The sequence below is a fragment of the Streptomyces sp. NBC_01176 genome, from assembly GCF_045039825.1.
Taxonomy (GTDB): domain Bacteria; phylum Actinomycetota; class Actinomycetes; order Streptomycetales; family Streptomycetaceae; genus Streptomyces.
The window spans coordinates 4509367-4535325 of sequence record NZ_CP108600.1 but is presented as its reverse complement, the minus strand read 5'-3'; the positions used below and the strand labels follow the sequence as shown (position 1 = coordinate 4535325).

Sequence of the window (25959 nt, the reverse complement as noted above, 5' to 3'; positions counted from 1 at the left end):
ATTCCGCAACAAGCATCCAGCGAACGGCGACTCGTCGTCGGCTCGTTTCCGTGCGCGTTTGCGAAATGAGGAATCCGCGTTCGAAAGGACGCCCCCGATTAGCTCGGGAGGCAGGAATCCGCTAAAGTCTCACTCGTCGGAACGGCCCAACAGCCGGGAAGACAAGCCCCTCTGACTGGGAATCAGGCCCGAAAGGATCTGATAGAGTCGGAACCGCCGGAAAGGGAAACGCGAAAGCGGAAACCTGGAAAGCACCGAGGAAATCGGATACGGAAACGGTCTGATAGAGTCGGAAACGCAAGACCGAAGGGAAGCGCCCGGAGGAAAGCCCGAGAGGGTGAGTACAAAGGAAGCGTCCGTTCCTTGAGAACTCAACAGCGTGCCAAAAATCAACGCCAGATATGTTGATACCCCGTCTCCGGCCGATCGGTCGGGGCGAGGTTCCTTTGAAAAAGTCCCGCTCCTTGACTGGGGTGGGCGCACAGCGAGGACGCTGTGAACCGGGAGGATTATTCCTCTTCCTGGTTCCGCTCTCGTGGTGTCGTCCCGATTACGGGAAAACATTCACGGAGAGTTTGATCCTGGCTCAGGACGAACGCTGGCGGCGTGCTTAACACATGCAAGTCGAACGATGAAGTCCTTCGGGGTGGATTAGTGGCGAACGGGTGAGTAACACGTGGGCAATCTGCCCTTCACTCTGGGACAAGCCCTGGAAACGGGGTCTAATACCGGATAATACCTGCCTGGGCATCTGGGTGGGTTGAAAGCTCCGGCGGTGAAGGATGAGCCCGCGGCCTATCAGCTTGTTGGTGAGGTAGTGGCTCACCAAGGCGACGACGGGTAGCCGGCCTGAGAGGGCGACCGGCCACACTGGGACTGAGACACGGCCCAGACTCCTACGGGAGGCAGCAGTGGGGAATATTGCACAATGGGCGAAAGCCTGATGCAGCGACGCCGCGTGAGGGATGACGGCCTTCGGGTTGTAAACCTCTTTCAGCAGGGAAGAAGCGAAAGTGACGGTACCTGCAGAAGAAGCGCCGGCTAACTACGTGCCAGCAGCCGCGGTAATACGTAGGGCGCAAGCGTTGTCCGGAATTATTGGGCGTAAAGAGCTCGTAGGCGGCTTGTCACGTCGGGTGTGAAAGCCCGGGGCTTAACCCCGGGTCTGCATTCGATACGGGCTAGCTAGAGTGTGGTAGGGGAGATCGGAATTCCTGGTGTAGCGGTGAAATGCGCAGATATCAGGAGGAACACCGGTGGCGAAGGCGGATCTCTGGGCCATTACTGACGCTGAGGAGCGAAAGCGTGGGGAGCGAACAGGATTAGATACCCTGGTAGTCCACGCCGTAAACGGTGGGAACTAGGTGTTGGCGACATTCCACGTCGTCGGTGCCGCAGCTAACGCATTAAGTTCCCCGCCTGGGGAGTACGGCCGCAAGGCTAAAACTCAAAGGAATTGACGGGGGCCCGCACAAGCAGCGGAGCATGTGGCTTAATTCGACGCAACGCGAAGAACCTTACCAAGGCTTGACATACACCGGAAAGCATTAGAGATAGTGCCCCCCTTGTGGTCGGTGTACAGGTGGTGCATGGCTGTCGTCAGCTCGTGTCGTGAGATGTTGGGTTAAGTCCCGCAACGAGCGCAACCCTTGTTCTGTGTTGCCAGCATGCCCTTCGGGGTGATGGGGACTCACAGGAGACTGCCGGGGTCAACTCGGAGGAAGGTGGGGACGACGTCAAGTCATCATGCCCCTTATGTCTTGGGCTGCACACGTGCTACAATGGCAGGTACAATGAGCTGCGAAGCCGTGAGGCGGAGCGAATCTCAAAAAGCCTGTCTCAGTTCGGATTGGGGTCTGCAACTCGACCCCATGAAGTCGGAGTTGCTAGTAATCGCAGATCAGCATTGCTGCGGTGAATACGTTCCCGGGCCTTGTACACACCGCCCGTCACGTCACGAAAGTCGGTAACACCCGAAGCCGGTGGCCCAACCCCTTGTGGGAGGGAGCTGTCGAAGGTGGGACTGGCGATTGGGACGAAGTCGTAACAAGGTAGCCGTACCGGAAGGTGCGGCTGGATCACCTCCTTTCTAAGGAGCATCTAGGCTGCCAGGCTTGCCTGGTGGTCCAGGGCCATTACGTCGGCACACGTTCGACGGTGGTTGCTCATGGGTGGAACGTTGATTATTCGGCACTTTCAGTCATCTCGGGCTGCCAGTACTGCTCTTCGGAGCGTGGAAAGCTGATCATGAGTGGCGAGGGTGTCGGGCACGCTGTTGGGTGTCTGAAGGTACGGCCGATTTTGGCTGCCTTCAGTGCCGGCCCCAGTGAACTTGCCTTCAGGGCAGGGTGATGGGTGGTTGGTCGTTGTTTGAGAACTGCACAGTGGACGCGAGCATCTGTGGCCAAGTTTTTAAGGGCGCACGGTGGATGCCTTGGCACCAGGAACCGATGAAGGACGTGGGAGGCCACGATAGTCCCCGGGGAGTCGTCAACCAGGCTTTGATCCGGGGGTTTCCGAATGGGGAAACCCGGCAGTCGTCATGGGCTGTCACCCTTGCCTGAACACATAGGGCAAGTGGAGGGAACGCGGGGAAGTGAAACATCTCAGTACCCGCAGGAAGAGAAAACAACCGTGATTCCGGGAGTAGTGGCGAGCGAAACTGGATGAGGCCAAACCATATGCGTGTGAGACCCGGCAGGGGTTGCGTATGTGGGGTTGTGGGATTTCTCTTTCACGGTCTGCCGGCCGTGAGACGAGTCAGAAACCGTTGATGTAGGCGAAGGACATGCGAAAGGTCCGGCGTAGAGGGTAAGACCCCCGTAGTCGAAACGTCAACGGCTCGTTTGAGAAACACCCAAGTAGCACGGGGCCCGAGAAATCCCGTGTGAATCTGGCGGGACCACCCGCTAAGCCTAAATATTCCCTGGTGACCGATAGCGGATAGTACCGTGAGGGAATGGTGAAAAGTACCGCGGGAGCGGAGTGAAATAGTACCTGAAACCGTGTGCCTACAAGCCGTGGGAGCGTCGCGCATTGAGTTTACTCAGTGCGTCGTGACTGCGTGCCTTTTGAAGAATGAGCCTGCGAGTTTGCGGTGTGTTGCGAGGTTAACCCGTGTGGGGAAGCCGTAGCGAAAGCGAGTCCGAATAGGGCGATTTAGTAGCGCGCTCAAGACCCGAAGCGGAGTGATCTAGCCATGGGCAGGTTGAAGCGGCTGTAAGAGGTCGTGGAGGACCGAACCCACCAGGGTTGAAAACCTGGGGGATGACCTGTGGTTAGGGGTGAAAGGCCAATCAAACTCCGTGATAGCTGGTTCTCCCCGAAATGCATTTAGGTGCAGCGTCGTGTGTTTCTTGCCGGAGGTAGAGCACTGGATAGGCGATGGGCCCTACCGGGTTACTGACCTTAGCCAAACTCCGAATGCCGGTAAGTGAGAGCGCGGCAGTGAGACTGTGGGGGATAAGCTCCATGGTCGAGAGGGAAACAGCCCAGAGCATCGACTAAGGCCCCTAAGCGTACGCTAAGTGGGAAAGGATGTGGAGTCGCACAGACAACCAGGAGGTTGGCTTAGAAGCAGCCACCCTTGAAAGAGTGCGTAATAGCTCACTGGTCTAGTGATTCCGCGCCGACAATGTAGCGGGGCTCAAGCGTACCGCCGAAGTCGTGTCATTGCAGCTATAGGGCCAACGCCTGCTGTGATGGGTAGGGGAGCGTCGTGTGCCGGGTGAAGCCGCGCCGGAAGGCAGTGGTGGACGGTTCACGAGTGAGAATGCAGGCATGAGTAGCGATACACACGTGAGAAACGTGTGCGCCGATTGACTAAGGGTTCCTGGGTCAAGCTGATCTGCCCAGGGTAAGTCGGGACCTAAGGCGAGGCCGACAGGCGTAGTCGATGGATAACCGGTTGATATTCCGGTACCCGCTGTGAAGCGTCAAACATTGAACCAGGCGATGCTAAGTCCGTGAAGCCGCCCTGGAGCCTTCGGGCAAAGGGGAGTGGTGGAGCCGATGGTCCAGACCTGTAGTAGGTGAGTGATGGGGTGACGCAGGAAGGTAGTCCATCCCGGGCGGTGGTTGTCCCGGGGTAAGGGTGTAGGCCGTGTGATAGGTAAATCCGTCGCACATCAAGGCTGAGACCTGATGCCGAGCCGATTGTGGTGAAGTGGATGATCCTATGCTGTCGAGAAAAGCCTCTAGCGAGTTTCATGGCGGCCCGTACCCTAAACCGACTCAGGTGGTCAGGTAGAGAATACCGAGGCGTTCGGGTGAACTATGGTTAAGGAACTCGGCAAAATGCCCCCGTAACTTCGGGAGAAGGGGGGCCATCACTGGTGATCCGATTTACTCGGTGAGCTGGGGGTGGCCGCAGAGACCAGCGAGAAGCGACTGTTTACTAAAAACACAGGTCCGTGCGAAGCCGTAAGGCGATGTATACGGACTGACGCCTGCCCGGTGCTGGAACGTTAAGGGGACCGGTTAGTCAAACTTCGGTTTGGCGAAGCTGAGAACTTAAGCGCCAGTAAACGGCGGTGGTAACTATAACCATCCTAAGGTAGCGAAATTCCTTGTCGGGTAAGTTCCGACCTGCACGAATGGCGTAACGACTTCTCGACTGTCTCAACCATAGGCCCGGTGAAATTGCACTACGAGTAAAGATGCTCGTTTCGCGCAGCAGGACGGAAAGACCCCGGGACCTTTACTACAGTTTGATATTGGTGTTCGGTTCGGCTTGTGTAGGATAGCTGGGAGACTTTGAAGTCATGGCGCCAGCCATGGTGGAGTCGTCGTTGAAATACCAGTCTGGTCGTGCTGGATGTCTAACCTGGGTCCGTGATCCGGATCAGGGACAGTGTCTGATGGGTAGTTTAACTGGGGCGGTTGCCTCCTAAAGAGTAACGGAGGCGCCCAAAGGTTCCCTCAGCCTGGTTGGTAATCAGGTGTTGAGTGTAAGTGCACAAGGGAGCTTGACTGTGAGACCGACGGGTCGAGCAGGGACGAAAGTCGGGACTAGTGATCCGGCGGTGGCTTGTGGAAGCGCCGTCGCTCAACGGATAAAAGGTACCCCGGGGATAACAGGCTGATCTTCCCCAAGAGTCCATATCGACGGGATGGTTTGGCACCTCGATGTCGGCTCGTCGCATCCTGGGGCTGGAGTCGGTCCCAAGGGTTGGGCTGTTCGCCCATTAAAGCGGTACGCGAGCTGGGTTTAGAACGTCGTGAGACAGTTCGGTCCCTATCCGCTGTGCGCGTAGGAATATTGAGAAGGGCTGTCCCTAGTACGAGAGGACCGGGACGGACGAACCTCTGGTGTGCCAGTTGTCCTGCCAAGGGCATGGCTGGTTGGCTACGTTCGGGAGGGATAACCGCTGAAAGCATCTAAGCGGGAAGCCTGCTTCGAGATGAGTATTCCCACCCCCTTGAGGGGTTAAGGCTCCCAGTAGACGACTGGGTTGATAGGCCGGATCTGGAAGGCGGGTAACCGCTGGAGGTGACCGGTACTAATAGGCCGAGGGCTTGTCCTCAGTTGCTCGCGTCCACTGTGTTGGTTCTGAAACCACGAACAACCGTCGTAGCTTTGCCACGGCTCCGGTTGACAGTTTCATAGTGTTTCGGTGGTCATAGCGTGAGGGAAACGCCCGGTTACATTCCGAACCCGGAAGCTAAGCCTTACAGCGCCGATGGTACTGCAGGGGGGACCCTGTGGGAGAGTAGGACGTCGCCGAACAAATTTTGAAGAAAACCCCCGTACCGGGAAATCGGTACGGGGGTTTTCTGCGTTTGCGGGTCTCCTCGTTTTAGTGTTGCCGTATGCGCTACGACCTGGTCATCTTCGACAACGACGGCGTCCTCGTGGACAGTGAGCCGATCTCCAACCGCCTCCTCGCCGCCTATCTGACCGAGCTCGGACACCCCACCTCGTACGAGGAGTCCATCCGGGACTACATGGGGTCCGCGATGCACCGTGTCCACGACCTGGTCCACGAGCGCACCGGGCAGCGGCTGCCCGAGGACTTCGACGACGTCTTCCACGGACGGGTCTTCGCCGCGTTCGAACGCGAACTGCGACCGGTCGCCGGAGTCGTACAGGTGCTTGAGAAACTGGCCGCGGACGGGGTGCCGTACTGCGTGGCCTCCTCCGGCAGCCACGAGCGGATCCGGGTGGGGCACCGCACGACCGGGCTCGACCAGTGGTTCGACGAAGGACGGGTCTTCAGCTCCCAGGACGTGGGACGGGGCAAGCCGGCGCCCGACCTGTTCCTGCACGCGGCCGAGCGGATGGGCGTACCGCCGCGGCGGTGCGTCGTCGTCGAGGACAGCCCGCTCGGGGTACAGGCGGCGAACGCGGCCGGGATGGACGTGTACGGCTTCACCGCCATGACACCCGCGGCACGGCTCACCGGCGCCACCCGGCTCTTCTCCGACCTAAGAGACCTCCCCGACCTGCTCGTATGACCCGCACCATCGGGCAGCGCTGACATTTGTCATGGCGAGCTCCGGACGATCGTTTCTGTCGGCCCGAGGGGTCCGGCCGCGAAGCTGAGTACATCGAAAGCGGCACGTACACGGCGACGACGGAGGGACCCGATCATGAGCGTCATGGCCACGGAGACCGGTAGCGCAACAGCTGCCACCGGCGACACATCGCAGGTCGCCACCCGGCAGCACCTGCTGCCGCTGATCGTGGACGTGGCGGTGCCGATCGGCTCGTACTACCTCCTCAGGAGCGGCCTCGGCATGAGCACCATGGCGGCGCTGGGGTGGAGCAGCGTGGTGCCCGCCGTACGGACCGTGTGGAGCGTGGCGCGGGAGCGGAAGGTCAACGCGCTGGCCGCGCTGATCCTGTTCGTCAACGTGGCCGGGCTGCTGCTGAGTCTGGTCGCAGGTGACCCGCGGCTGATGCTCGCCAAGGACAGCGGGGTGAGCAGCGTGATCGGGATCGGCGTCCTGGTCTCCGTGCTGGCGGGCCGGCCGATGATGACGACGGCGATGAAACCGTTCGTCACCAAGGGGGACCCTGCGAGGACGGCCGCCTGGGAGCGGCTGCTCAGCGGGTCCGAGCGGTTCCGGAAGTTCGAGCGGACCTTCTCCCTGGTGTGGGGCGTCGCGCTGCTCGGGGAGTGCGTCGTGCGGGTCGTGGGGGCGTACACGCTGCCCGTCGACACGATGGTGTGGCTCGGCACGGTCGTCATGATCGGCACGATGGCGCTGGCCATGCTGCTCAGCGGTGGCCTCGCCGCCGGTCCGATGGAGGCGATGGTCAGGGCGGAGGCCGGCGGCCGGACCGGCGAGCGGTGACGGCCTCGCCGCAGATGAGCAGAATTCATCTTCGGCTGGATCTACCCACCGGTAGGCCGGGGCCCTACGCTCGCCGCCATGACAGATGTGCTGCGGCGCGGCAGGGCCTCGCTGGCGTTCAGCTTCTTCGCCCAGGGCACCACCTTCGCGCTGCTCGTGACGCGCATCCCGGCCATCCAGGACCGGTACGGGGTCTCGGACGCGCTGCTGCCCGTCTTCCTGGCGGCCGTCCCGATCCTCGCCGGCGTCGGAAGCGTGACGACCGAGCACCTGGTCAAGCGGATACGGCCCAGCCGGCTGCTGCGCTGGTCCCAGCCGGTGGTGCTGCTGGCGCTGCTCGGGGTCGGGGCGGGGGACCGGCTGGTGGAACTGGCGGTGGCCCTCGGTGCCTTCGGGCTCGCGGTCGGCGCGCTCGACGCCTCCATGAACATGCTGGGGGTGAGCCTCCAGCGGACGTACGGGCGCAGCATCATGCTCGGTTTCCATGCCACGTACAGCCTGGGCGGGATCGTGGGCGCCTCGCTCGCGTGGGTGGGGGCGCACTGGCATCTGTCGTTGTTCACGTCCTATCTGCCGGTGGTGCTCGTGCTGCTGCCGGCCGCGTTCCTGGGCAGCCGGTGGTACGTCGACGGTGAGGCCGTGTCCGGGCCGGAGAAGGCGGAGGCCGGACCCGTCGTCTTCAAGCTGCTGCTGCCGCTGTGCCTGGTGATGACGTTCGCGTACATCGGGGACTCGACGGTCTCCAACTGGAGCGCGAAGTATCTGCAGGACGTGCTGGGCAGTTCCGAGCAGCTGGCGACCGTTCCGTACAACGTCTACATGGTGATGACGCTGGTGGGGCGGGCAGTCGGGGACGTCGGGGTGCGGCGGTTCGGGGCGGTGGCCGTCGTGCGGCTGGGGGCCGTGGTGGCGGCGCTGGGGTTCGCGGTGGTGGCGGCGGCCCCGGGGGCGTGGGTCGGGATGCTCGGGTTCACCCTGCTGGGGCTGGGGCTGTGTGTGCTGGTTCCGCAGACGTTCGCGGCGGCCGGGCGGCTCTTCCCGGGGGCTTCGGACACGGCCATCGCGCGTCTGAACATCTTCAACTACGTGGGGTTCCTGATCGGTTCACCGTTGGTGGGGGCACTGGGCGATGCCTGGAACTACCGCGGCGCCATGCTTGTGCCGATGGTGTTGGTCCTGGTGACGCTGGGGTACGCCCGCTCGTTCGCGCCCGAACCGGACCGATACGGTGACGGGCATGAGCGGCCGCGCACAGCTGATGTGGGACGAGGCAGTAACGGGCTATGACTTCGGTCCGGACCATCCGATGGATCCGGTCCGGCTGGCGCTGACCCGGGGACTGGTCGGCGCCTTCGGGCTCGACCGGGAGGTGGACGTGGTCGCGGCCAAGGCGGCCGGGGAGTCGACGCTGCGGCTCGTGCACCGGGAGGACTACGTGGAGGCGGTCAGGGCGGCCTCCGCCGATCCGGCGGCCGCGGACGCCTCGTACGGGCTCGGGACCATGGACGATCCCGCCTTCGCGGGGATGCACGAGGTGTCCGCGCTCATCGCGGGGCAGTCGGTCGGTGCGGCGGAGGCGGTGTGGCGCGGGGACGCGCTGCACGCGGTGAACTTCGCGGGCGGGCTGCATCACGCGATGCCGGGTGGCGCGTCGGGGTTCTGCATCTACAACGACGCCGCGCTGGCGATCGCGCGGCTGCTGGAGCTCGGGGCCGAGCGGGTCGCCTACGTGGATGTGGACGTGCATCACGGGGACGGGGTGCAGGCCGCGTTCTGGGAGGATCCGCGGGTTCTGACGATCTCGCTGCACGAGCATCCGCGGACCCTGTTCCCGCAGACCGGGTGGCCCGAGGAGACCGGCGCCCGGGGGGCGGAGGGCAGTGCCGTGAACGTGGCGCTGCCGGCCGGGACGGGAGACGCGGGGTGGCTGCGGGCCTTTCACGCCGTCGTTCCCGAACTGGTCGCGGACTTCCGGCCGCAGGTGCTCGTCACCCAGCACGGGGCCGACACCCACTTCGAGGACCCGCTCGCGCACCTCGCCGTCTCGCTCGACGCGCAGCGGGCCGTGCAGGTCGCCTGTCACGAGCTGGCGCACGGGTACGCCGACGGGCGGTGGATCGCGCTGGGCGGCGGGGGGTACGCGGTGGTGGACGTCGTACCGCGGTCGTGGACGCATCTGGTGGCCGTCGCCGCGGGGCGGCCGATCGAGCCCGAGACGGTGATCCCGGAGAGCTGGCGGCAGCAAGTGTTCGCCCGTACGCGGCAGTTGGCGCCGGTGCGGATGACGGACGGGCGGTGGCCGGTGTCCTGGGCGGACTGGGAGTCCGGGTACGACCCGGCGGACCGCCTCGACCAGGCGATCGTGGCGACGCGGCGCGCGGTGTTCCCGCTGCGGGGGCTGCTCGCGTAGGGCCCCGTCCCTGGGCGCTGCCCGGAGATGTCCATTACGCCAACTGTGGGGCGTTTTCGGGATTTTCGGGGTGAAAGTCCGGCGCATGCGTCAGCATCGCTGACGTGTTGAGCACCGGAGCATTGCGCGCGCACCTGCTGGCCGCCCGGCTGGCCGGGCCCGTCGCCACCTCGCGCGAGGAGAGTCTGCGGAGTTATCGGCTCTTCGCTGCCCGGGATCCTCGTGTGCTGCTCGGACTTGATCCCGAGTGGACCTGGCGGGAGCGGGATCTGATCGAGTTGATGGCCGACAAGTGCGGGGTTTCGGCCGATCCGGCGCACACGAGCGGGCATGATGTGATCGACCCGGAGAAGACCCTGGCCGCGCTGGAAGCCTTCGCGCGGCGGCTCGGGGAAGCGGCCCGCGACCGCGAACCGGTGCTTCTGGGTACCGGCCATCCGCACCGGCTGCTCGGTTTCTACGCCGCTCTCGCGGACGCGTTGTCGTCGGCGGGATGTGACGTCCTCACCCCCGCGCAGGGTAGCTCTGTCGACATAACGACCCGGTTCGGTCTACGCACGTACAACCTCGACTACGTACAGGGCGTCGCGTTGGTGCGTGAACCCGGTGTGCATGCCCCCCGTGGTGCGACCGGCGCGCACTCCCACTCACCGCTCCCGGTTCGTACTGTTCTGGCGGCCGCGGCGGAGGCCGGCGGGCCCCTCCCGGAGCTGGTGATCGGGGACCACGGATGGGTCTGCGGGGCAGGTCAGCTGGGGTTCGAGGCCATGGGGTTGGCCGATACGGACGATCCCGCGCTCTTCGTCGGAGAGGCGGAGGGGCGGGTGTCCGTCGTCGTTCCGGTTGATGACGCTGTGCGGTCTGATTACTACCGACCGCTTACTCGCTATGTACTCAATCGAGCGTGTCTGTCACAGTAGGCGGCCGATGCCATCCCCTCTTCCCCACTCGCATCACCCGCCCCTACATTGGGGAGTGAGCACGCAACGACGAAGAGTCACCGGAAGGGGAAGCCGGTGACCGTCGAGTGCGGAAGGTTCAGGTGTGTCATGGCTGCAGCGGGCGAGAGGCCTCTGAACGAGGTTCAGTTCCTTACCGTGGCGGAAGTCGCCTCGGTGATGCGAGTGTCGAAGATGACCGTGTACCGCTTGGTGCACAGCGGTCATCTGCCGGCGATCCGGGTGGGGAGGTCCTTCCGGGTGCCGGAGCAAGCTGTTCACGAGTACCTCCGCGAGAGCTATGTGGGGGTGGAGACGGCCTGACGGCGTCCCGGTGAAGTTCTCGGGGGCCCTCGTGGTCACCCCGGGAATGCACTCGGATCACCTCGATTACGACCTCGGCGCTCGGACGGGTAGGCTGGCCCCTCGTAGGTCGTGTGGGCCCATGCAGCCCAGCACCGAGTAAAGAGAAGTGAGCGAGGGTAGTCGTGGGCTCTGTTATCAAGAAGCGGCGCAAGCGGATGGCGAAGAAGAAGCACCGCAAGCTGCTCAAGCGCACTCGCGTTCAGCGTCGCAACAAGAAGTAAGGCCGTGCCCCGCCTGAGCGGGGCTCGCCCTTGCGCTTGCGCGGCGGCTGTCGACAGCGCGCTCTGTGGCCCCTCACCTACGGGTGGGGGGCCGCAGCGTTTTCCGGCCGCGGGCGGCCGCGCATCTGCGCCCCGGGCGCTCTCAGGGAGGATGCTGTGCGTACGCCTGCCGGCCGCGCGGTCCGGCCCGGTCGTAGGTCCCTGGCCCGCCGTCACTTCGTGCGCCGGGTGGTCATCACGGCGCAACATCGACCCGCTAGGTTGGCGGCACACGGGGAACACGGCAGGCTACGAGCAGAGCTACGTCCAGATACGTCCAGCACGGGAAGAGAGGCGCTGATCTTGGGGAAGGTCGTGCTCGTGACCGGAGTGGCCCGCCAGTTGGGGGGCCGGTACGTACGACGGATCCAGCGTGACCCACAGGTGGACCGCGTGATCGCCGTGGACGCGGTGGCGCCCGAGCACCATCTGGGCGGTGCCGACTTCGTCCGGGCCGACATCCGCCAGCCCACGATCGCCCGGGTGCTCGCCGAGCACTCCGTCGACACGGTCGTGCACATGGACGTGACGGGCACCGCGCTGAGCGGCGGCAGCCGGACCACGGTCAAGGAGACCAACGTCATCGGCACCATGCAGCTCCTCGGGGCCTGTCAGAAGTCCCCGACGGTCAAACGGCTCGTCGTGAAGTCCAGTACGAACGTCTACGGGTCGGCGCCCCGCGATCCGGCCGTGTTCACCGAGACCACCCCGCCCAAGTCGCTGCCCAGCGGCGGCTTCGCGAAGGACACGGTGGAGGTCGAGGGGTACGTACGCGGCTTCGCGCGCCGCCGGCCCGACGTCGCCGTGTGCGTGCTGCGGTTCGCGAACATCCTGGGCCCGAGCGCCGATTCACCGCTCGCCTCGTACTTCGCGCTGCCGGTGCTGCCGACGGTGTTCGGGTACGACCCGCGCCTCCAGTTCGTGCACGAGGACGACGTCATCGAGGTGCTGCGGATCGCCTCGGACGAGCCGGAGCGGGGCACCCTCAACAGCGGCACGTTCAACATCGCCGGAGACGGCGTCCTGTTGCTCTCCCAGTGCGCGCGGCGGCTGGGCCGCCCCACGGTGCCGCTGCTGCTGCCCGCGCTCACCTGGGCGGGCACGGCGGTGCGTACCCTGGGCGTGACGGACTTCTCCCCGGAGCAGTTGCGGCTGCTGACGCACGGCAGGGTCGTGTCGACGAATCAGATGCGCGAGACGCTGGGATACAAACCGAAGTACACGACCGCCGAGACCTTCGCGGACTTCGCACGCAGCCGGGGGCCCGGACTCCTGCCCCCCGAGGCCCTCGCGGGGGCCGTCGACCGGATCGCCGCGCTGTCCTTCCTGGGCGGCGGCCAACCCCCGACACTGAGCGCCAACTGAGGAGCGCATCGACGATGGCGGACGCCAAGGTCATTCCGTTCGACGACGACAGGTCGCGCGGGGGTGCTGCGCAGCGCCCGACGCGGCGGCGGACCACGGGGAGCAGGCGCACGGGCGATCCCGCGGTGGTCCGTGAGGTCCAGCCCCTGCCGGGCCGGAGCTTCCCGCAGGATGATGTTCCTGTGACGCGTGAGGAGAAGCCTGTTCAGCAGCCCCGGGGCGGTGGTGGGCTGGAACGGCGTGTCGCCGGGGGCCTCGCCTTCCTGCGCAGGCGTCTGACCGGTGACTACGAGGTCGACGACTTCGGGTACGACGAGGAGCTCACCGACCAGGTCCTGATGTCCCTGATCCGCCCGCTCTACGAGAAGTACTTCCGGGTCGAGGTCAAGGGCGTCGAGAACATCCCGTCCGAGGGCGGGGCGCTGATCGTCGCCAACCACTCCGGGACGCTGCCGCTGGACGGCCTGATGATGCAGGTCGCGGTCCACGACAACCACCCCGCGGGCCGGCATCTCCGGCTGCTCGCCGCCGACCTGGTCTTCATGCTGCCGGTCGTCAACGAGCTGGCCCGCAAGGCCGGTCACACGCTTGCCTGCGCGGAGGACGCCGAACGGCTGCTGGAGCGCGGTGAACTGGTCGGGGTGATGCCGGAGGGCTTCAAGGGCATCGGCAAGCCGTTCAGCGAGCGCTACAAGCTCCAGCGCTTCGGGCGTGGCGGATTCGTGTCGACGGCTCTGCGGCAGAGCACCCCGATCATTCCGTGCTCGATCGTCGGCGCGGAGGAGATCTATCCGATGATCGGGAACGCGAAGACCCTCGCGCGGCTCCTGGGGTTCCCGTACTTCCCGATCACGCCGACCTTCCCGTGGCTCGGCCCGCTGGGTGCCGTGCCGCTGCCGACGAAGTGGACGATCCAGTTCGGTGAGCCGATCCCGACGGACGGCTATCCGCCGGAGGCCGCCGAGGACCCGATGCTGATGTTCAACCTGACGGACCAGGTCAGGGAGCAGATCCAGCACACGCTGTACAAGCTGCTGGTGCAGCGCCGGTCGGTCTTCTTCTGACCCTCACGCATACGCCGGTGGGGCACCCTTCGGAGGAAGGGTGCCCCACCGGCGTATGTGCCCGCGGATCTACTTGTCGTCCTCGCTGTCGATGCCCAGGCCCGGAAGGAGACCGGGGAGCAGCGGGGGCAGGGTGACGTCGGGGGCGCCGCCGACCGGGTTGGACTTGCCGGCCGACGGGGACGAGCTGGTGGTGTCCTTGGGCGGGTCGAGCAGGCCGCCCGTGCTGCCGCCGAGCAGGCCTTCGCCGGTGCTGCCCGAGGCGGACGGCTTCGGCTTGCTGCTGCTGTGGCTGCCGGTGGTGGAGCCGCTGGTGGCACTGGGTGCCGGGCGGTCCGTGCCGGACGAGCCGGGGGCGTCCGAACTGGCGCCGCGGTGTCGGCCCGTGCCCTCCGGCACGGGGGGCTTCGGGAGCAGCGAGCGCAGCGGGTCGACCTCCTGGTCTATGGCGGCGAACACGGACGAGACCTGCTGACTGACGTCGCCGAGCTGGACGGGCAGTCGGTCGCGCAGCGCGCCCCAGGCCTGGCGGTGGGACTGGGCGAAGGCGGAGAGGGCCTGGATCGGGCCGAGTGAGCCGTCCCGTTCGTATGCCTCGTGCAGGAGGCGGTGGCCTTCTGCCGCGTCGTGCTGCATGCCGTTCAGGGCACGCCTGACCTCGCCCAGGGACTCGTGGTCGAGGCTGCCCCGGCGGTCGCGCTCCATCAGGCGGCGCGCCTCGCTCAGCCGGGTCGAGGCCTGGTCGAGGTAGAGCTCGCCCCGGTCGCTGTCGCCGTGGGCCAGGCCCAGCTTGATGTCCTCCATGCCTCGTTTGAGCCCGTAGAGCGAGTCTCCGGGCAGGGCGTCGGAGCTGGCGGCGGCCACACCGCCGAACGCTCCGGCGGCCACGCCGACGGTGAGCCCGCCCGCGGCGAGGCCCTTGGACAGGCGCGAACGCGGTCGTAGCTTCCCCAGCCCGCTCGCCCGGTGCGCGCCTCGTGCCCGGTGCGAGCGCTGCCCGGGCACGGAACGGTCCGGGCCCTCGCCCTCCGCGGCGGTGCCTTCCAGCAGCATGGCCTCCATCGCGGCGACGAGCTGGGCTCGCTGCACGACTTTGACCTCGGGGTCCAGCTCCGGTTTGGGCAGCTCGCCGAGACCGGTGGCGAGGGCCAACAGCAGGCCCTGCTCGGTCTGTTCCGCAGCAGCCGGGGACGGTGCCGATCCATCGGGCTGCTCGGCCGCCGTGCCCTGGTCGGACTGCTCGTCCAGGGCCTGGGCGAAGGCGTTCGCCCGCCGGTGTGCCGATACGTTCGCGATCACTGGCGGCACCTCCTCTCGTCATGACGGTCGACTCCCCAGGGGGTCCTGAGGGTTGCACGCCCCGGGCGTGTCCACACGATCGGGTGACCGGTGGGGGCCGGGGAGTGACCACAGGGAGCCTGTATCCCGCACAACGAGCGTCGCGGCACTTGGGTTACGGACGACGGATGATCGGACCACGAAGTCAACAGACTTTTACAGAAGGTGAGTTGAGCGTCGCCGAGCGTAGGGGTCGTGCGGGAGGGGGCGTGGTACGGGCTTCAGCGGGCGTCGTCCGGGAGGAGCCGGGCGAGGGTGCGGACAGCTCGGTACTGGAGTGTCTTGATGGCGCCCTCGTTCTTGCCCATCACCCGGGCGGTCTCGGCGACCGAGAGCCCCTGCAGGAAGCGCAGGGTGACGCACTCCTGCTGCTGGGGATTGAGGCGTCGTACGGCGTCGAGCAGTGCCGCGTTCGACAGTGACTCCAGGACGGAGTCCTCGGGGCTGCGTTCGACCTCGTTCGCGTCGAGCATCTCGCCCGTCGTCACTTCCAGGCGGAAGCGGCTCGACTTGAAGTGGTCGGCGACCAGGTTGCGGGCGATGGTCACCAGCCAGGCGCCGAAGTCACGGCCCTGCCAGGTGAAGGTGCCGATACGGCGCAGGGCGCGCAGGAACGTCTCGCTGGTGAGGTCTTCCGCGGTCGCCTTTCCGCCGACGCGGTAGTAGATGTAGCGGTACACGGTGTCGCTGTACTGGTCGTAGAGCCGCCCGAAGGCGTCGGCCTCGCCGGCCTGGGCGCGCTCGACGAGGTCCATCATCCGGGCGCTGTCGCTGTCTGCGGCCGGGCGGCGTGCGGTGGGCGTGGCGGACGAGCCGGAGCGGCCCCGCCTGCCGACCGCCGCGCTGCCGTCGGCCAGTGCGTAGCACGGGCCGACGGGCGCGGGGTAGGCGAAGGCGGGGACGGCGTACGCGGTGGGGACGAAGCCGCGCAAGCGGTCGAGGACCGTTGCGCGCAGCGTAGCCAGGCCCGAGGCGTCAACCCCGACGTGTGAGTACACGGGACTCCCAGAGGCAGAGCTTCCATCACGTTCAGTGCGGGACCATTCACCCGTCGTAGCGACGGAGGGGTACCGGTTTGCGTCTGAGGAGAATAACGCTTCGTACAGGCAGTGCTACACCCAGTTGCTCAAATCATCGATTACGTCGCTTCTGTAACCGATTGACGCCCGATCAAGTGCCTTTCGGTGACCGATTGTTGATCGGATCGGTTCGTGTTCCGGCTGGGTGCGGGGCGTGTTGTGGCCGGGTGGGAGCGGGGGGACTGGCCGGGGCGTTGTGGGGGTAGGACCGGGAGAATGTGCGGTCCCCTCCGGGGGTTCGGGTGGTTTTCGGGCGCGGGTGGGTGGGGGCTGAGCGCGCGGTTCCTCGCGCCCCTGGAGGGACGGGGCTGCGCCCCGGTCCCCTGAGGGGTGGGTTCTTCGGGTGCGGGTGGGTGGGGGCTGGGTGCGCGGTTCCCCGCGCCCCTGAAGGCATGGGGGCTGCGCCCCCGGCCCCGGCCCTCCGGCGGGTGGTTCTTCGGGTGCGGGTGGGTGGGGGCTGGGTGCGCAGTTCCCCGCGCCCCTGAAGGCGTGGCCCGCGTCCGGGGTTCTTGGGCCGGCTCGCATCTCCGCCTCGTGCGGAACCCTTCAGCGCGGGCCCACCGTCCAGCGCGTGCGGAACCGTATGGCGCGGCGCATCTTCAGCCCGTCCGGCGTTTGAGGACGAGCGGGCGATGCGGGGGTCCAGGGGGCGGCAGCCCCTTGGTGGGGGGGGCTGGGGGCGGAGCCCCCAGGGGGTGGGTGGGGGGGCTAGCGGCGGCGGCGGTGGAGGGCGATGGCCGCGGCCGTGCCGCCGGCCACCGCGCCCACGCCGGCCGCGGCCGGGATACCGACCTTCGCGGCCTTGCGCGCCGTGCGGTAGTCCCGCAGCCGCCACTCGAAGGCGCGCGCGTGCTTGCGCAGCTTGGCGTCCGGGTTGATCGCGTAGGGGTGGCCGACCAGGGACAGCATGGGGATGTCGTTGTGCGAGTCGCTGTAGGCCGCGCACCGGGTGAGGTCCAGGCCCTCCGCCGTGGCCAGCGCGCGGACCGCCTCCGCCTTCGCCGGGCCGTGCAGGGGCTCGCCGACCAGCTTGCCGGTGTAGACGCCGTCCACCGACTCCGCGACCGTGCCCAGCGCGCCGGTCAGACCGAGGCGGCGGGCGATCACCGTCGCGATCTCGACCGGGGCGGCCGTCACCAGCCACACCTTCTGGCCCGCGTCCAGGTGCGCCTGGGCGAGGGCGCGCGTGCCGGGCCAGATGCGCTCGGCCATGTACTCGTCGTAGATCTCCTCGCCGATGGACATCAGCTCGGCGACCCGGTGGCCCTTGACGATCGACAGCGCCGAGTCGCGGGCGTCCTGCATGTGCTCGGGGTCCTCGACCCCGGCCAGCCTGAACCATGCCTGCTGCCAGGCGAATCGGGCGAGATCGCGGGTCTCGAAGAACTTCCGCTTGTACAGGCCCCGCCCGAAGTGGAAGAGCGCGGCGCCCTGCATGACGGTGTTGTCCAGGTCGAAGAAGGCGGCGGCCTTGTCGTCACCGAGCACCGGGAAGTCCGGTTCGCGGTCGGGGACGTCCGGCTCGGCGTCGTGGGCCAGTTCCTCCAGTTCCTGCGAGGACTTGCGCGCTGCCTCCGCCGAGGCCTCGCCTGCCAACACGCTCCGCGCGGTGGCGGAGCGCCTACGGGGAGTGAGCCATCCGAGAGCGGCCATGGCGTGAGCATAGCCAGTTTGTTCGGTGCTACCGGAGTCGCGAGGGTTCGAAGCTGTGAACTCTCCGCGACCGAGCCGTTAAAGAAGCGGTCCGCGGCGTTCCCGATCGGCGCGTCGGGGCCCGTGTCCCGGGCCGGTTGTCGCCTCGCGCGCCGAAGAGGGGCCGGTGATGCGCCCGCGGCGGGAGAATGGCCGGTATGAGTCCCATGTTCGGGCGCGGTGAGCGCCGTACGGAGAAGGCGGAGCGGGTGGAGAAGACCGGGAAAGCGGAGACGAGGGCGCCGGGTGAGCGGCTGGTCACCCTGATCAGGAAGCCCGGCTGTCATCTGTGTGATGACGCACAGCAAGTGGTGGAGAAGGTGTGTGGAGACCTCGGCGTGCCGTGGGAGGGGAAGGACATCACGCAGGACGAGGAACTGCACCGCGCGTACTGGGAGCAGATCCCCGTTGTGCTGGTGGACGGCGCCCAGCACACGTTCTGGCGTGTGGACGAGGGGCGGCTGCGCAAGGCCCTGGCCTCGTAGCCGCTCGGCATCCGGCCCGAGTCCGTCCTGACCGAGCAGTCCAGGTGGTCCGGAAAGTCGCCTAGGATCGACGGCGATTGGTCTCGGGGGCGGGATTCGTTGAGGAGTGTGTGCGGCTTTGCCCCCTTCAGGTGCGGAACGAAGCTGTCCGCGCGCCGGTTCCATACCCGCGCGCCGGGCATGCGTGACCCCCGTCACGTTGCCCGGGCAAATCGGACACCATCTTTGTGCACGCGTTCACAAAGACATAGCCTGCATTCGACGGGGCGGTCTAGGTACGTGTGACCGCCTGCAGCCCCGCTCTACCCGCAGGAGCACCGTGGCAACTGGCCGAACTCACCGACCGGCGACCCGCAGCCGAGGAATTCCCGAGGCCACCGTCGCCCGTCTTCCGCTGTACCTCCGAGCCCTCACCGCACTGTCGGAGCGCTCGGTCCCCACGGTCTCCTCCGAGGAGCTCGCGGCCGCGGCGGGGGTCAACTCCGCGAAGCTGCGCAAGGACTTCTCCTACCTGGGCTCCTACGGGACGCGCGGTGTGGGGTACGACGTCGAGTATCTCGTCTACCAGATCTCCCGCGAGCTGGGCCTGACCCAGGACTGGCCGGTAGTGATCGTCGGCATCGGTAATCTCGGCGCCGCGCTGGCCAACTACGGAGGGTTCGCGTCCCGCGGCTTCCGCGTCGCCGCGCTGATCGACGCCGATCCGGAGATGGCCGGAAAGCAGGTCGCGGGCATCGCCGTGCAGCACAGCGACGGCCTGGAGAAGATCATCGACGAGAACGGCGTCTCCATCGGCGTCATCACCACCCCGCCGGGCGTGGCCCAGCAGGTCTGCGACCGCCTGGTCGCCGCCGGGGTCACCTCCATCCTGAACTTCGCGCCGACCGTCCTGTCCGTCCCGGACGGCGTCGACGTGCGCAAGGTCGACCTCTCGATCGAACTCCAGATCCTCGCCTTCCACGAGCAGCGCAAGGCCGGCGAGGAGGCCGAGGCCCAGGCCGGTGCCGCCGCCCAGGCCGCCGCCCGGGAGAACAACGGCAAAGGACCCGACGGGGACGTTCCCGCCGTGATGCCGGCATGAGTCTCCTCGTCGTCGGGCTGAGCCACCGCAGCGCCCCGGTCAGCGTCCTCGAGCGGGCCACGCTGACCGCGGACGCGCAGGTCAAGCTGGTCCAGGACACCGTCGCCGCCGAGCCGGCCGCCGAAGCCGCGGTGCTCGCCACCTGCAACCGCATCGAGCTGTACGCCGACGTGGACAAGTTCCATGCGGGCGTCGCCGAGCTGTCCACGCTGCTCGCCCAGCACAGCGGGGTCGGGCTCGAGGAGCTCACCCCCCACCTCTACGTGCACTACGAGGACCGGGCCGTCCATCACCTCTTCTCGGTGGCGTGCGGGCTGGACTCGATGGTCGTGGGCGAGGGCCAGATCCTCGGCCAGATCAAGGACGCGCTGGCGGCCTCGCAGGAGCTGCACACCGCGGGCCGTCTGCTGAACGACCTGTTCCAGCAGGCCCTGCGGGTCGGCAAGCGGGCGCACTCCGAGACCGGCATCGACCGGGCCGGGCAGTCCCTGGTCACCTTCGGCCTGGAACAGCTGTCCTCGGGCGCCCCCGTCGACGTCTGGGCCAAGGGCAAGCGGGCCCTCGTCATCGGAGCCGGCTCCATGTCCTCGCTGGCCGCGGCGACGCTCGCGCGCGCCGGGGTCGCCGAGATCGTCATCGCCAACCGCACGCCGGACCGCGCGCAGCGCCTCGCCCAGATCCTCAACGAGAACGAGGGCGGCGCCTCGGACGTGACCGCCCGCGCGGTACCGATGGACGCGGTGCCGGTCGAGCTGACACGTGCCGATGTCGCCGTCTCCTGCACCGGCGCGACGGGACTCGTCCTGACGGCCGAGTCGGTCATGGCGGCCGTGTCGGGACGCACGGGGCAGGGTGCCGTTCAGGGCGCCGGCTCCGCTCGTACGGCGTCGGGCGCGCCCGTGGACGACCACGCGCCGCTCGCGCCCACCGGCGTCGGCACCGAGGACGGCTGTCCGCTCGACGTGTCCACCGTGCAGGGCACGGCCGGTTTCTCCGTGCTCGGCGAGGCCGCCGTGGCCGGCATGGCCGCCGCCGAGCTGGAGCAGCACGCGGCCTGGGTGGACAAGGGCGACGCGGCGGCCCGCGCCCCGCGCGCGGCGGGCCTCCTCGACCCGGAGGCCGACACGGAGGCCATCGCGGCGCTCGCCGCGGCCGTCGCCGTCGTCGGCCGGGTTCCCGAGCGCCGCAGGCCCGAACCGGTCGCCGAGGCGCCCCGCCGCGCGCCCGCGCTCGCGCTGCTCGACCTCGCCATGCCCCGTGACATCGACGCGGCCGTGCACCGCCTGCTCGGCGTGCGCCTGGTCGACATCGAGTCGCTGGCCGAGGCGTCCGCGGACGCGCCGATGGCCGCCGACGTGGACCAGGTGCGGCGGATCGTCTCCGACGAGGTGGCCGCGTTCAGCGCCGCCCAGCGGGCCGCCCACATCACGCCCACCGTCGTGGCGCTGCGGACGATGGCCGCCGACCTGGTCGCGAGTGAGATCGCGCGGCTCGACGGACGGCTGCCGGACCTCGACGACAAGCAGCGGGGCGAGATCACGCAGACCGTACGGCGTGTCGTCGACAAACTGCTGCACGCGCCGACCGTACGGGTCAAGCAACTGGCCGCCGAACCCGGTGGCGCCGGGTACGCGGACGCGCTGCGGACCCTGTTCGACCTGGACCCGGAGACGGTCGCCTCCGTCTCGCGGGCCGAGAACAACACCGAGAACGCCAAGAACCGAGGGCGAGCATGAGTGAGCCGCGTGAGCCACAGGGGCGCACCGGCGGCGAGAGTCCGAGTGCGCACGGGCCCGATGGGCTGAGCACGGCCGGACTTCCGACGCCGGATGCACCGCCCCGAGGGGCTGAGCCGGAACAAGGGGCACTGAGGCTGGGGACCAGGCGCAGCAAACTCGCCATGGCCCAGTCCGCACTGGTGGCGGACGCAGTGAGCAAGGTGACCGGACGGCCCGTCGAGCTCGTGGAGATCACGACGTACGGCGACGTCTCCCGTGAGGACCTCGCGCAGATCGGCGGCACGGGTGTGTTCGTCGCCGCGCTGCGTGAGGCGCTGCTGCGTGGCGAGGTCGACTTCGCCGTGCACTCGCTCAAGGACCTGCCGACCGAGCAGCCCGACGGGCTGGTGCTGGCCGCCGTGCCGGTGCGGGAGGACGCGCGCGACGTACTCGTCGCCCGTGACGGTCTCACCTTCCCGCAGCTGCCCGAGGGTGCGCGGGTCGGTACGGGTTCGCCGCGCCGGATGGCCCAGCTGAACGCGTACGCACGCAACCACGGGATGACGATCGAGACGGTCGCGATCCGCGGGAACGTCGACACGCGGATCGGATACGTGCACGGTGGGGAGCTCGACGCCGTCGTGCTCGCCGCCGCCGGCCTCAGCCGCCTGGGGCGGCTGGGAGAGGCGACGGACTTCCTGCCCGTCGACACCGTTTTGCCCGCCCCCGGCCAGGGGGCCCTGGCGATCGAGTGCACCGCGGACGACGCGGATCTCGTCGCCGCGCTCGGAGAGCTCGACGACCCGTTCACCCGGATCGCCGTGACCGCCGAGCGGTCCCTGCTCGCCGCGCTGGAGGCCGGCTGCAGCGCACCTGTGGGTGCGCTCGCCGACCTGCTCGCGGACGGGCAGATTGTCAAGGAAATGCGCCTGCGCGGCGTCGTCGGTACGACCGACGGCTCGACGCTGGTGCAGATGTCCACCACCGGTCCCGTGCCCGAGAGGCACGACCAAGCAAGGGCGCTCGGCCGTGAACTCGCCGCCGAGATGCTTGCGAAGGGCGCGGCCGGTCTGATGGGGGAGCGAGCACATTGAGCCCCACCAACCTTCCCGCCGGTCCCGAACACGGGCACGTCACCTTCCTCGGTGCCGGACCCGGAGATCCGGGACTACTGACACTGCGCGCCGTGGAGGCGCTGGCGAACGCGGACGTCCTCGTCGCCGGGCACGAGGTGCTCGACGTCGTACGTACGCACGCCAGGCAGAACGTCGCCGTGCTGAACACGGATACGGAGACGGCTTTCGGCACGTCCGCCGGTCCGTACTCGGGCACAGGCGCGTCCCAGTCAGCGGTTGTTGACACCGTGTCAGCAGCCGTTGGTGACCCCGCGTCGAGGGACGCTGCCAATCTTGTCATGGAGGCCGCGCGGGGCGGCAAGCGGGTCGTGCGTGCGGTGTCCGGTGACCCCGGGCTCGACACGTACGCCGCCGAGGAGATGCTGGCCTGCGCCGCCGCGGGCGTGCCGTTCGAGGTGGTGCCCGGCGTCGCGGCGGCCGTGGGCGTGCCCGCGTACGCCGGTGTGCCGTTGCGGGACGCGCAGGGCGCGGACGTGCGGTTCGTCGACGCGCGGACGGCCTCCGACCGGTGCTGGACCGAGGTCGGGGCGTCGGACGGCACGGTCGTCGTGTCGGCGACGCTCGACTCCGTGGCCGCGGCCGCGGGAGAGCTGGTCGCGTCCGGCCGCAAGCCCGATACGCCGATGTCGGTGACGGTCGCGGGTACGACCACGCGTCAGCGGACCTGGTCGGCCACGCTCGGGACCATCGCGCAGACCCTGAAGCAGGCCAAGGTGCTGCCGTCCCCGGACGGCGGACGGCCGGTGATAGCCGTGGTCGGTGAGCGTTCCGCCGCCGCCCAGCGCGACCAGTTGTCGTGGTTCGAGTCCAAGCCGCTGTTCGGCTGGAAGGTGCTCGTGCCGCGCACGAAGGAGCAGGCGGCTTCGCTCTCCGACCAACTGCGTTCGTACGGCGCCGTGCCGCACGAGGTACCCACGATCGCCGTCGAGCCGCCGCGTACGCCGCAGCAGATGGAGCGTGCGGTCAAGGGACTCGTCACCGGGCGGTACGAGTGGATCGCCTTCACGTCGGTCAACGCGGTGAAGGCGGTGCGGGAGAAGTTCGAGGAGTACGGGCTCGACGCGCGGGCCTTCGCCGGGATCAAGGTCGCGGCGGTGGGCGAGCAGACGGCGCGGGCGCTGGTCGCCTTCGGTGTGAAGCCGGACCTGGTGCCGAGCGGGGAGCAGTCCGCGGCCGGGCTGCTGGACGACTGGCCGCCGTACGACCCGGTGTTCGACCCGATCGACCGGGTGTTCCTGCCGCGGGCCGACATCGCCACCGAGACGCTGGTCGCGGGGCTCATCGAGCTGGGCTGGGAGGTCGACGACGTCACGGCCTACCGGACCGTGCGGGCGTCGCCGCCGCCGGCGGAGACCCGTGAGGCGATCAAGGGCGGTGGCTTCGACGCCGTTCTGTTCACGTCCTCGTCGACGGTGCGGAACCTGGTGGGTATCGCCGGCAAGCCGCACAACGTCACGGTGATCGCGTGTATCGGTCCCGCCACCGCCAAGACGGCGGAGGAGCACGGGCTGCGGGTCGATGTCATGGCTCCGGAGCCTTCGGTGCACAAGCTGGCGGAGGCGTTGGCGGACTTCGGGCTGCGGCGGCGGGCTGCCGCGGCGGAGGCCGGGGATCCGGTGACGCGGCCCAGTGAGCGGCGGCCCGGGGCGCGGAGGCGGCGGGCCACGTAGGTGTTACGCGGGTGTTCGGGGCGGTCGGGGCGGTACTTCTTTCGCCCCGGCCGCCCCTGCCCGTCCCCTCCCTTGGGGCTCCGCCGCCAACCCCGCCAGGAGCGCTGCGCCCCCGGATCCCCGCTTCGCCCGAAGGGCCCGTCCTCGAACGCCGGACGGGCTGGAGACGCGCGCCCGCGCTGGAGATGCGCATCCGCGCCGTAGATGCCGGACCGGCTGAGGCACCCGGGGGCGCCGTGTCCCTACCGGCACGATGTCGGCAAAAGGGGTGGGGCGGCGGGCGTAGCGTGGGGGGATGACGAAGTACGGATCGTTCCCCGGTACGCGGCCGCGGCGGCTGCGTACGACGCCTGTGATGCGGCGCATGGTCGCCGAGACCCGGCTGCACCCCGCCGACTTCATCCTCCCCGCGTTCGTGCGGGAGGGCGTGAGCGAGCCGGTGCCGATCGCGGCGATGCCCGGTGTCGTGCAGCACACCCGGGACAGCCTGAAGAAGGCCGCCCTGGAGGCGGTGGAGGCCGGGATCTCGGGGATCATGCTCTTCGGGGTGCCGGAGGACTCGAAGAAGGACGCCGTGGGGACGCCCGGTACCGACCCGGACGGGATCCTGCAGGTCGCCCTCCGCGACGTGCGCGCCGAGGTCGGGGACGAACTCCTCGTCATGTCCGACCTGTGTCTCGACGAGACCACCGACCACGGGCACTGCGGAGTCCTCGACGCGGAGGGCCGCGTGGACAACGACGCGACCCTGGAGCGCTACGCCGAGATGGCGCAGGTCCAGGCCGACGCCGGGGCCCATGTGGTGGGCCCCAGCGGGATGATGGACGGGCAGATCGGCGTCATCCGGGACGCCCTGGACCAGATCGGCCGCGAGGACGTCGCCGTCCTCGCCTACACCGCCAAGTACTCCTCGGCCTTCTACGGGCCCTTCCGGGAGGCCGTCGGCTCCTCGCTCGTGGGCGACCGGAAGACGTACCAGCAGGATCCCGCGAACCTGCGGGAGTCCCTGCGGGAGCTCGCCCTCGACCTGGAGGAGGGCGCCGACATGGTGATGGTGAAGCCGGCCGGACCCTACCTGGACGTCCTCGCGCGGGTCGCCGACGCGGTGGACGTGCCCGTGGCCGCGTACCAGATCTCCGGCGAGTACTCGATGATCGAGGCGGCGGCGGAGAAGGGCTGGATCGACCGGGACAAGGCCATCCTGGAGACGCTGACCGGCATCAAGCGGGCCGGGGCGCGGAACATCCTCACGTACTGGGCGACCGAGGTCGCCCGGACGCTGCGCTAGGCCGCTAGGCATCGGTCCGTCGGCCCGCTAGGGACCGGCGGGCGCTCAGTAGGACAGCGCGTCGTCCAGGCTCTGCTGCCAGTACGTCACCGTGAGCTTGGCGTCGACGTACACGCCCTTCGCGGGCAGGGCCGGGGTCGAGGCGGCGCCCTTGGCGAAGCCGACCACCAGGGTCTTCGCCGTGTAGCCGTCGCCGCCGCTGCCGTCGCCGGCCGACAGGAGGACGCCCGCGTAGCCGGACTCGCCCGGGGCGAGGGTGACGACCGCCTGCGGGTGGGTCTCCTCGGCGACCGGGGGGACCGACTGGGCCTCGCCGAAGCGGGCGATCGGGTAGCCGGTCAGGTCGCAGTTCTTCGAGCCGGTGTTGGTGACGGTGAGGAGCAGGTGGTTGAGGGGGCGGGAGACCACGGTCGCGGAGGTCCTGGTGTTGGCGCCGTCGCAGGCGGCGTTCCGGGTGCCGCCCGTGCCGGTGCCGCCTCCCGTGGCCTTGCCGTTGCCCGTCCTGCCGGAGGAACCGTTCGTGGACCCCTTCGCGGAGCCCTTCGTCGGGGCGGCCGCCGAGCCGCCCGTCGAGGTGCCGCTGTCGCCCGCCGGTTTCGCCGTCGTCGACCGGCCCTGCTGGGCCGAGGACTGCGACGCGGCGGACGGGCCCTCGTCCCGTACGCCCTTTCCGTTGTCGCACGCCGTGAGGGCGAGCGCGGCGAGCGCGACCGTCGAAGCGGCGAGCAGACGGGTGCGGACGGTGCGTGCGGACATGGGTGATCCCCCTG

Annotated in this window: 19 protein-coding genes and 3 rRNA genes; 18 read left to right on the top strand and 4 right to left on the bottom strand. The window is 68.1% G+C overall.

The genetic code is table 11. The features are described 5' to 3' along the window. The first annotated feature begins 563 nt into the window (after nucleotides 1-563). From OG199_RS19445 to OG199_RS19390, 12 genes are all read left to right on the top strand, one after another. Nucleotides 564-2089 (top strand): 16S ribosomal RNA (locus OG199_RS19445). A gap of 313 nt (nucleotides 2090-2402) precedes the next feature. Further along, nucleotides 2403-5525, top strand: a 23S ribosomal RNA gene (locus tag OG199_RS19440). 86 nt (nucleotides 5526-5611) lie between these two features. Next, nucleotides 5612-5728: ribosomal RNA gene (rrf, locus tag OG199_RS19435) — 5S ribosomal RNA — on the top strand. The 16S, 23S and 5S rRNA genes sit together here, the layout of an rRNA operon. A gap of 83 nt (nucleotides 5729-5811) precedes the next feature. Next, nucleotides 5812-6456, top strand: coding sequence for an HAD family hydrolase (locus tag OG199_RS19430; protein WP_405830491.1), 645 nt, complete (start codon nucleotides 5812-5814; stop codon nucleotides 6454-6456). 144 nt (nucleotides 6457-6600) lie between these two features. Next, nucleotides 6601-7299 (top strand): VC0807 family protein, encoded by a 699-nt coding sequence (locus OG199_RS19425; RefSeq protein WP_356808802.1) that lies wholly within the window; start codon nucleotides 6601-6603, stop codon nucleotides 7297-7299. 78 nt (nucleotides 7300-7377) lie between these two features. Then, entirely contained in the window at nucleotides 7378-8586 is a 1209-nt protein-coding gene (locus OG199_RS19420) for an MFS transporter (protein WP_405830489.1), read from the top strand. Beyond that, nucleotides 8537-9709 carry an acetoin utilization protein AcuC gene (locus OG199_RS19415; protein WP_356808800.1) on the top strand — a complete coding sequence of 391 codons (1173 nt, stop codon included), beginning with the start codon at nucleotides 8537-8539 and terminating at the stop codon, nucleotides 9707-9709. The genes OG199_RS19420 and OG199_RS19415 overlap by 50 nt, the downstream gene beginning before the upstream one ends. A gap of 104 nt (nucleotides 9710-9813) precedes the next feature. After that, nucleotides 9814-10629, top strand: coding sequence for a phosphatase (locus OG199_RS19410; protein WP_356808799.1), 816 nt, complete (start codon nucleotides 9814-9816; stop codon nucleotides 10627-10629). 129 nt (nucleotides 10630-10758) lie between these two features. Beyond that, nucleotides 10759-10971: a helix-turn-helix domain-containing protein gene (locus OG199_RS19405; RefSeq protein WP_004984898.1), complete on the top strand. Its 213-nt coding sequence runs from the start codon at nucleotides 10759-10761 to the stop codon at nucleotides 10969-10971. A 164-nt stretch (nucleotides 10972-11135) separates the two neighbouring features. Further along, complete coding sequence (locus OG199_RS19400; RefSeq protein WP_003948845.1) at nucleotides 11136-11234, top strand: 30S ribosomal protein bS22; 99 nt, start codon at nucleotides 11136-11138, stop codon at nucleotides 11232-11234. 342 nt (nucleotides 11235-11576) lie between these two features. Further along, a complete protein-coding gene (locus OG199_RS19395; RefSeq protein WP_405830487.1) occupies nucleotides 11577-12638 on the top strand; it encodes an NAD-dependent epimerase/dehydratase family protein in 1062 nt (353 codons plus the stop codon). A 14-nt stretch (nucleotides 12639-12652) separates the two neighbouring features. Next, nucleotides 12653-13702 (top strand): lysophospholipid acyltransferase family protein, encoded by a 1050-nt coding sequence (locus OG199_RS19390; RefSeq protein WP_405830485.1) that lies wholly within the window; start codon nucleotides 12653-12655, stop codon nucleotides 13700-13702. A gap of 69 nt (nucleotides 13703-13771) precedes the next feature. Here OG199_RS19390 and OG199_RS19385 read toward each other — a convergent pair whose 3' ends face one another. The 3 genes from OG199_RS19385 to OG199_RS19375 all read right to left on the bottom strand — a co-directional run bounded on the left by OG199_RS19385 (nucleotide 13772) and on the right by OG199_RS19375 (nucleotide 17772). Further along, entirely contained in the window at nucleotides 13772-15001 is a 1230-nt protein-coding gene (locus tag OG199_RS19385) for a DUF5667 domain-containing protein (protein WP_356809824.1), read from the bottom strand. Between the two features lie 260 nt (nucleotides 15002-15261). Next, nucleotides 15262-16038, bottom strand: coding sequence for an ECF subfamily RNA polymerase sigma factor, BldN family (locus OG199_RS19380; RefSeq protein ID WP_401809539.1), 777 nt, complete (start codon nucleotides 16036-16038; stop codon nucleotides 15262-15264). A gap of 789 nt (nucleotides 16039-16827) precedes the next feature. Further along, nucleotides 16828-17772 carry an HAD family phosphatase gene (locus OG199_RS19375; protein ID WP_266700690.1) on the bottom strand — a complete coding sequence of 315 codons (945 nt, stop codon included), beginning with the start codon at nucleotides 17770-17772 and terminating at the stop codon, nucleotides 16828-16830. Between the two features lie 188 nt (nucleotides 17773-17960). Between OG199_RS19375 and OG199_RS19370 the strand changes: the two genes are divergently transcribed. The 6 genes from OG199_RS19370 (at nucleotide 17961) to hemB (ending at nucleotide 25189) form a co-directional block, all read left to right on the top strand. Further along, complete coding sequence (locus tag OG199_RS19370) at nucleotides 17961-18296, top strand: glutaredoxin family protein (protein ID WP_401809541.1); 336 nt, start codon at nucleotides 17961-17963, stop codon at nucleotides 18294-18296. 319 nt (nucleotides 18297-18615) lie between these two features. Beyond that, entirely contained in the window at nucleotides 18616-19377 is a 762-nt protein-coding gene (locus tag OG199_RS19365; RefSeq protein WP_266700692.1) for a redox-sensing transcriptional repressor Rex, read from the top strand. Next, nucleotides 19374-21113: a glutamyl-tRNA reductase gene (locus tag OG199_RS19360; protein ID WP_356805270.1), complete on the top strand. Its 1740-nt coding sequence runs from the start codon at nucleotides 19374-19376 to the stop codon at nucleotides 21111-21113. The genes OG199_RS19365 and OG199_RS19360 overlap by 4 nt, the downstream gene beginning before the upstream one ends. A 131-nt stretch (nucleotides 21114-21244) precedes the next feature. After that, nucleotides 21245-22189: a hydroxymethylbilane synthase gene (hemC, locus tag OG199_RS19355; protein WP_405834593.1), complete on the top strand. Its 945-nt coding sequence runs from the start codon at nucleotides 21245-21247 to the stop codon at nucleotides 22187-22189. Then, nucleotides 22186-23901, top strand: coding sequence for a bifunctional uroporphyrinogen-III C-methyltransferase/uroporphyrinogen-III synthase (locus tag OG199_RS19350; RefSeq protein ID WP_356805272.1), 1716 nt, complete (start codon nucleotides 22186-22188; stop codon nucleotides 23899-23901). The genes hemC and OG199_RS19350 overlap by 4 nt, the downstream gene beginning before the upstream one ends. A 295-nt stretch (nucleotides 23902-24196) precedes the next feature. Further along, a complete protein-coding gene (hemB, locus tag OG199_RS19345) occupies nucleotides 24197-25189 on the top strand; it encodes a porphobilinogen synthase (RefSeq protein WP_356805273.1) in 993 nt (330 codons plus the stop codon). A 45-nt stretch (nucleotides 25190-25234) separates the two neighbouring features. Here hemB and OG199_RS19340 read toward each other — a convergent pair whose 3' ends face one another. After that, on the bottom strand, nucleotides 25235-25945 hold the full coding sequence (locus OG199_RS19340; protein ID WP_405830481.1) for a DUF4232 domain-containing protein: 711 nt from the start codon (nucleotides 25943-25945) through the stop codon (nucleotides 25235-25237). Between the last annotated feature and the right edge of the window lie 14 nt (nucleotides 25946-25959).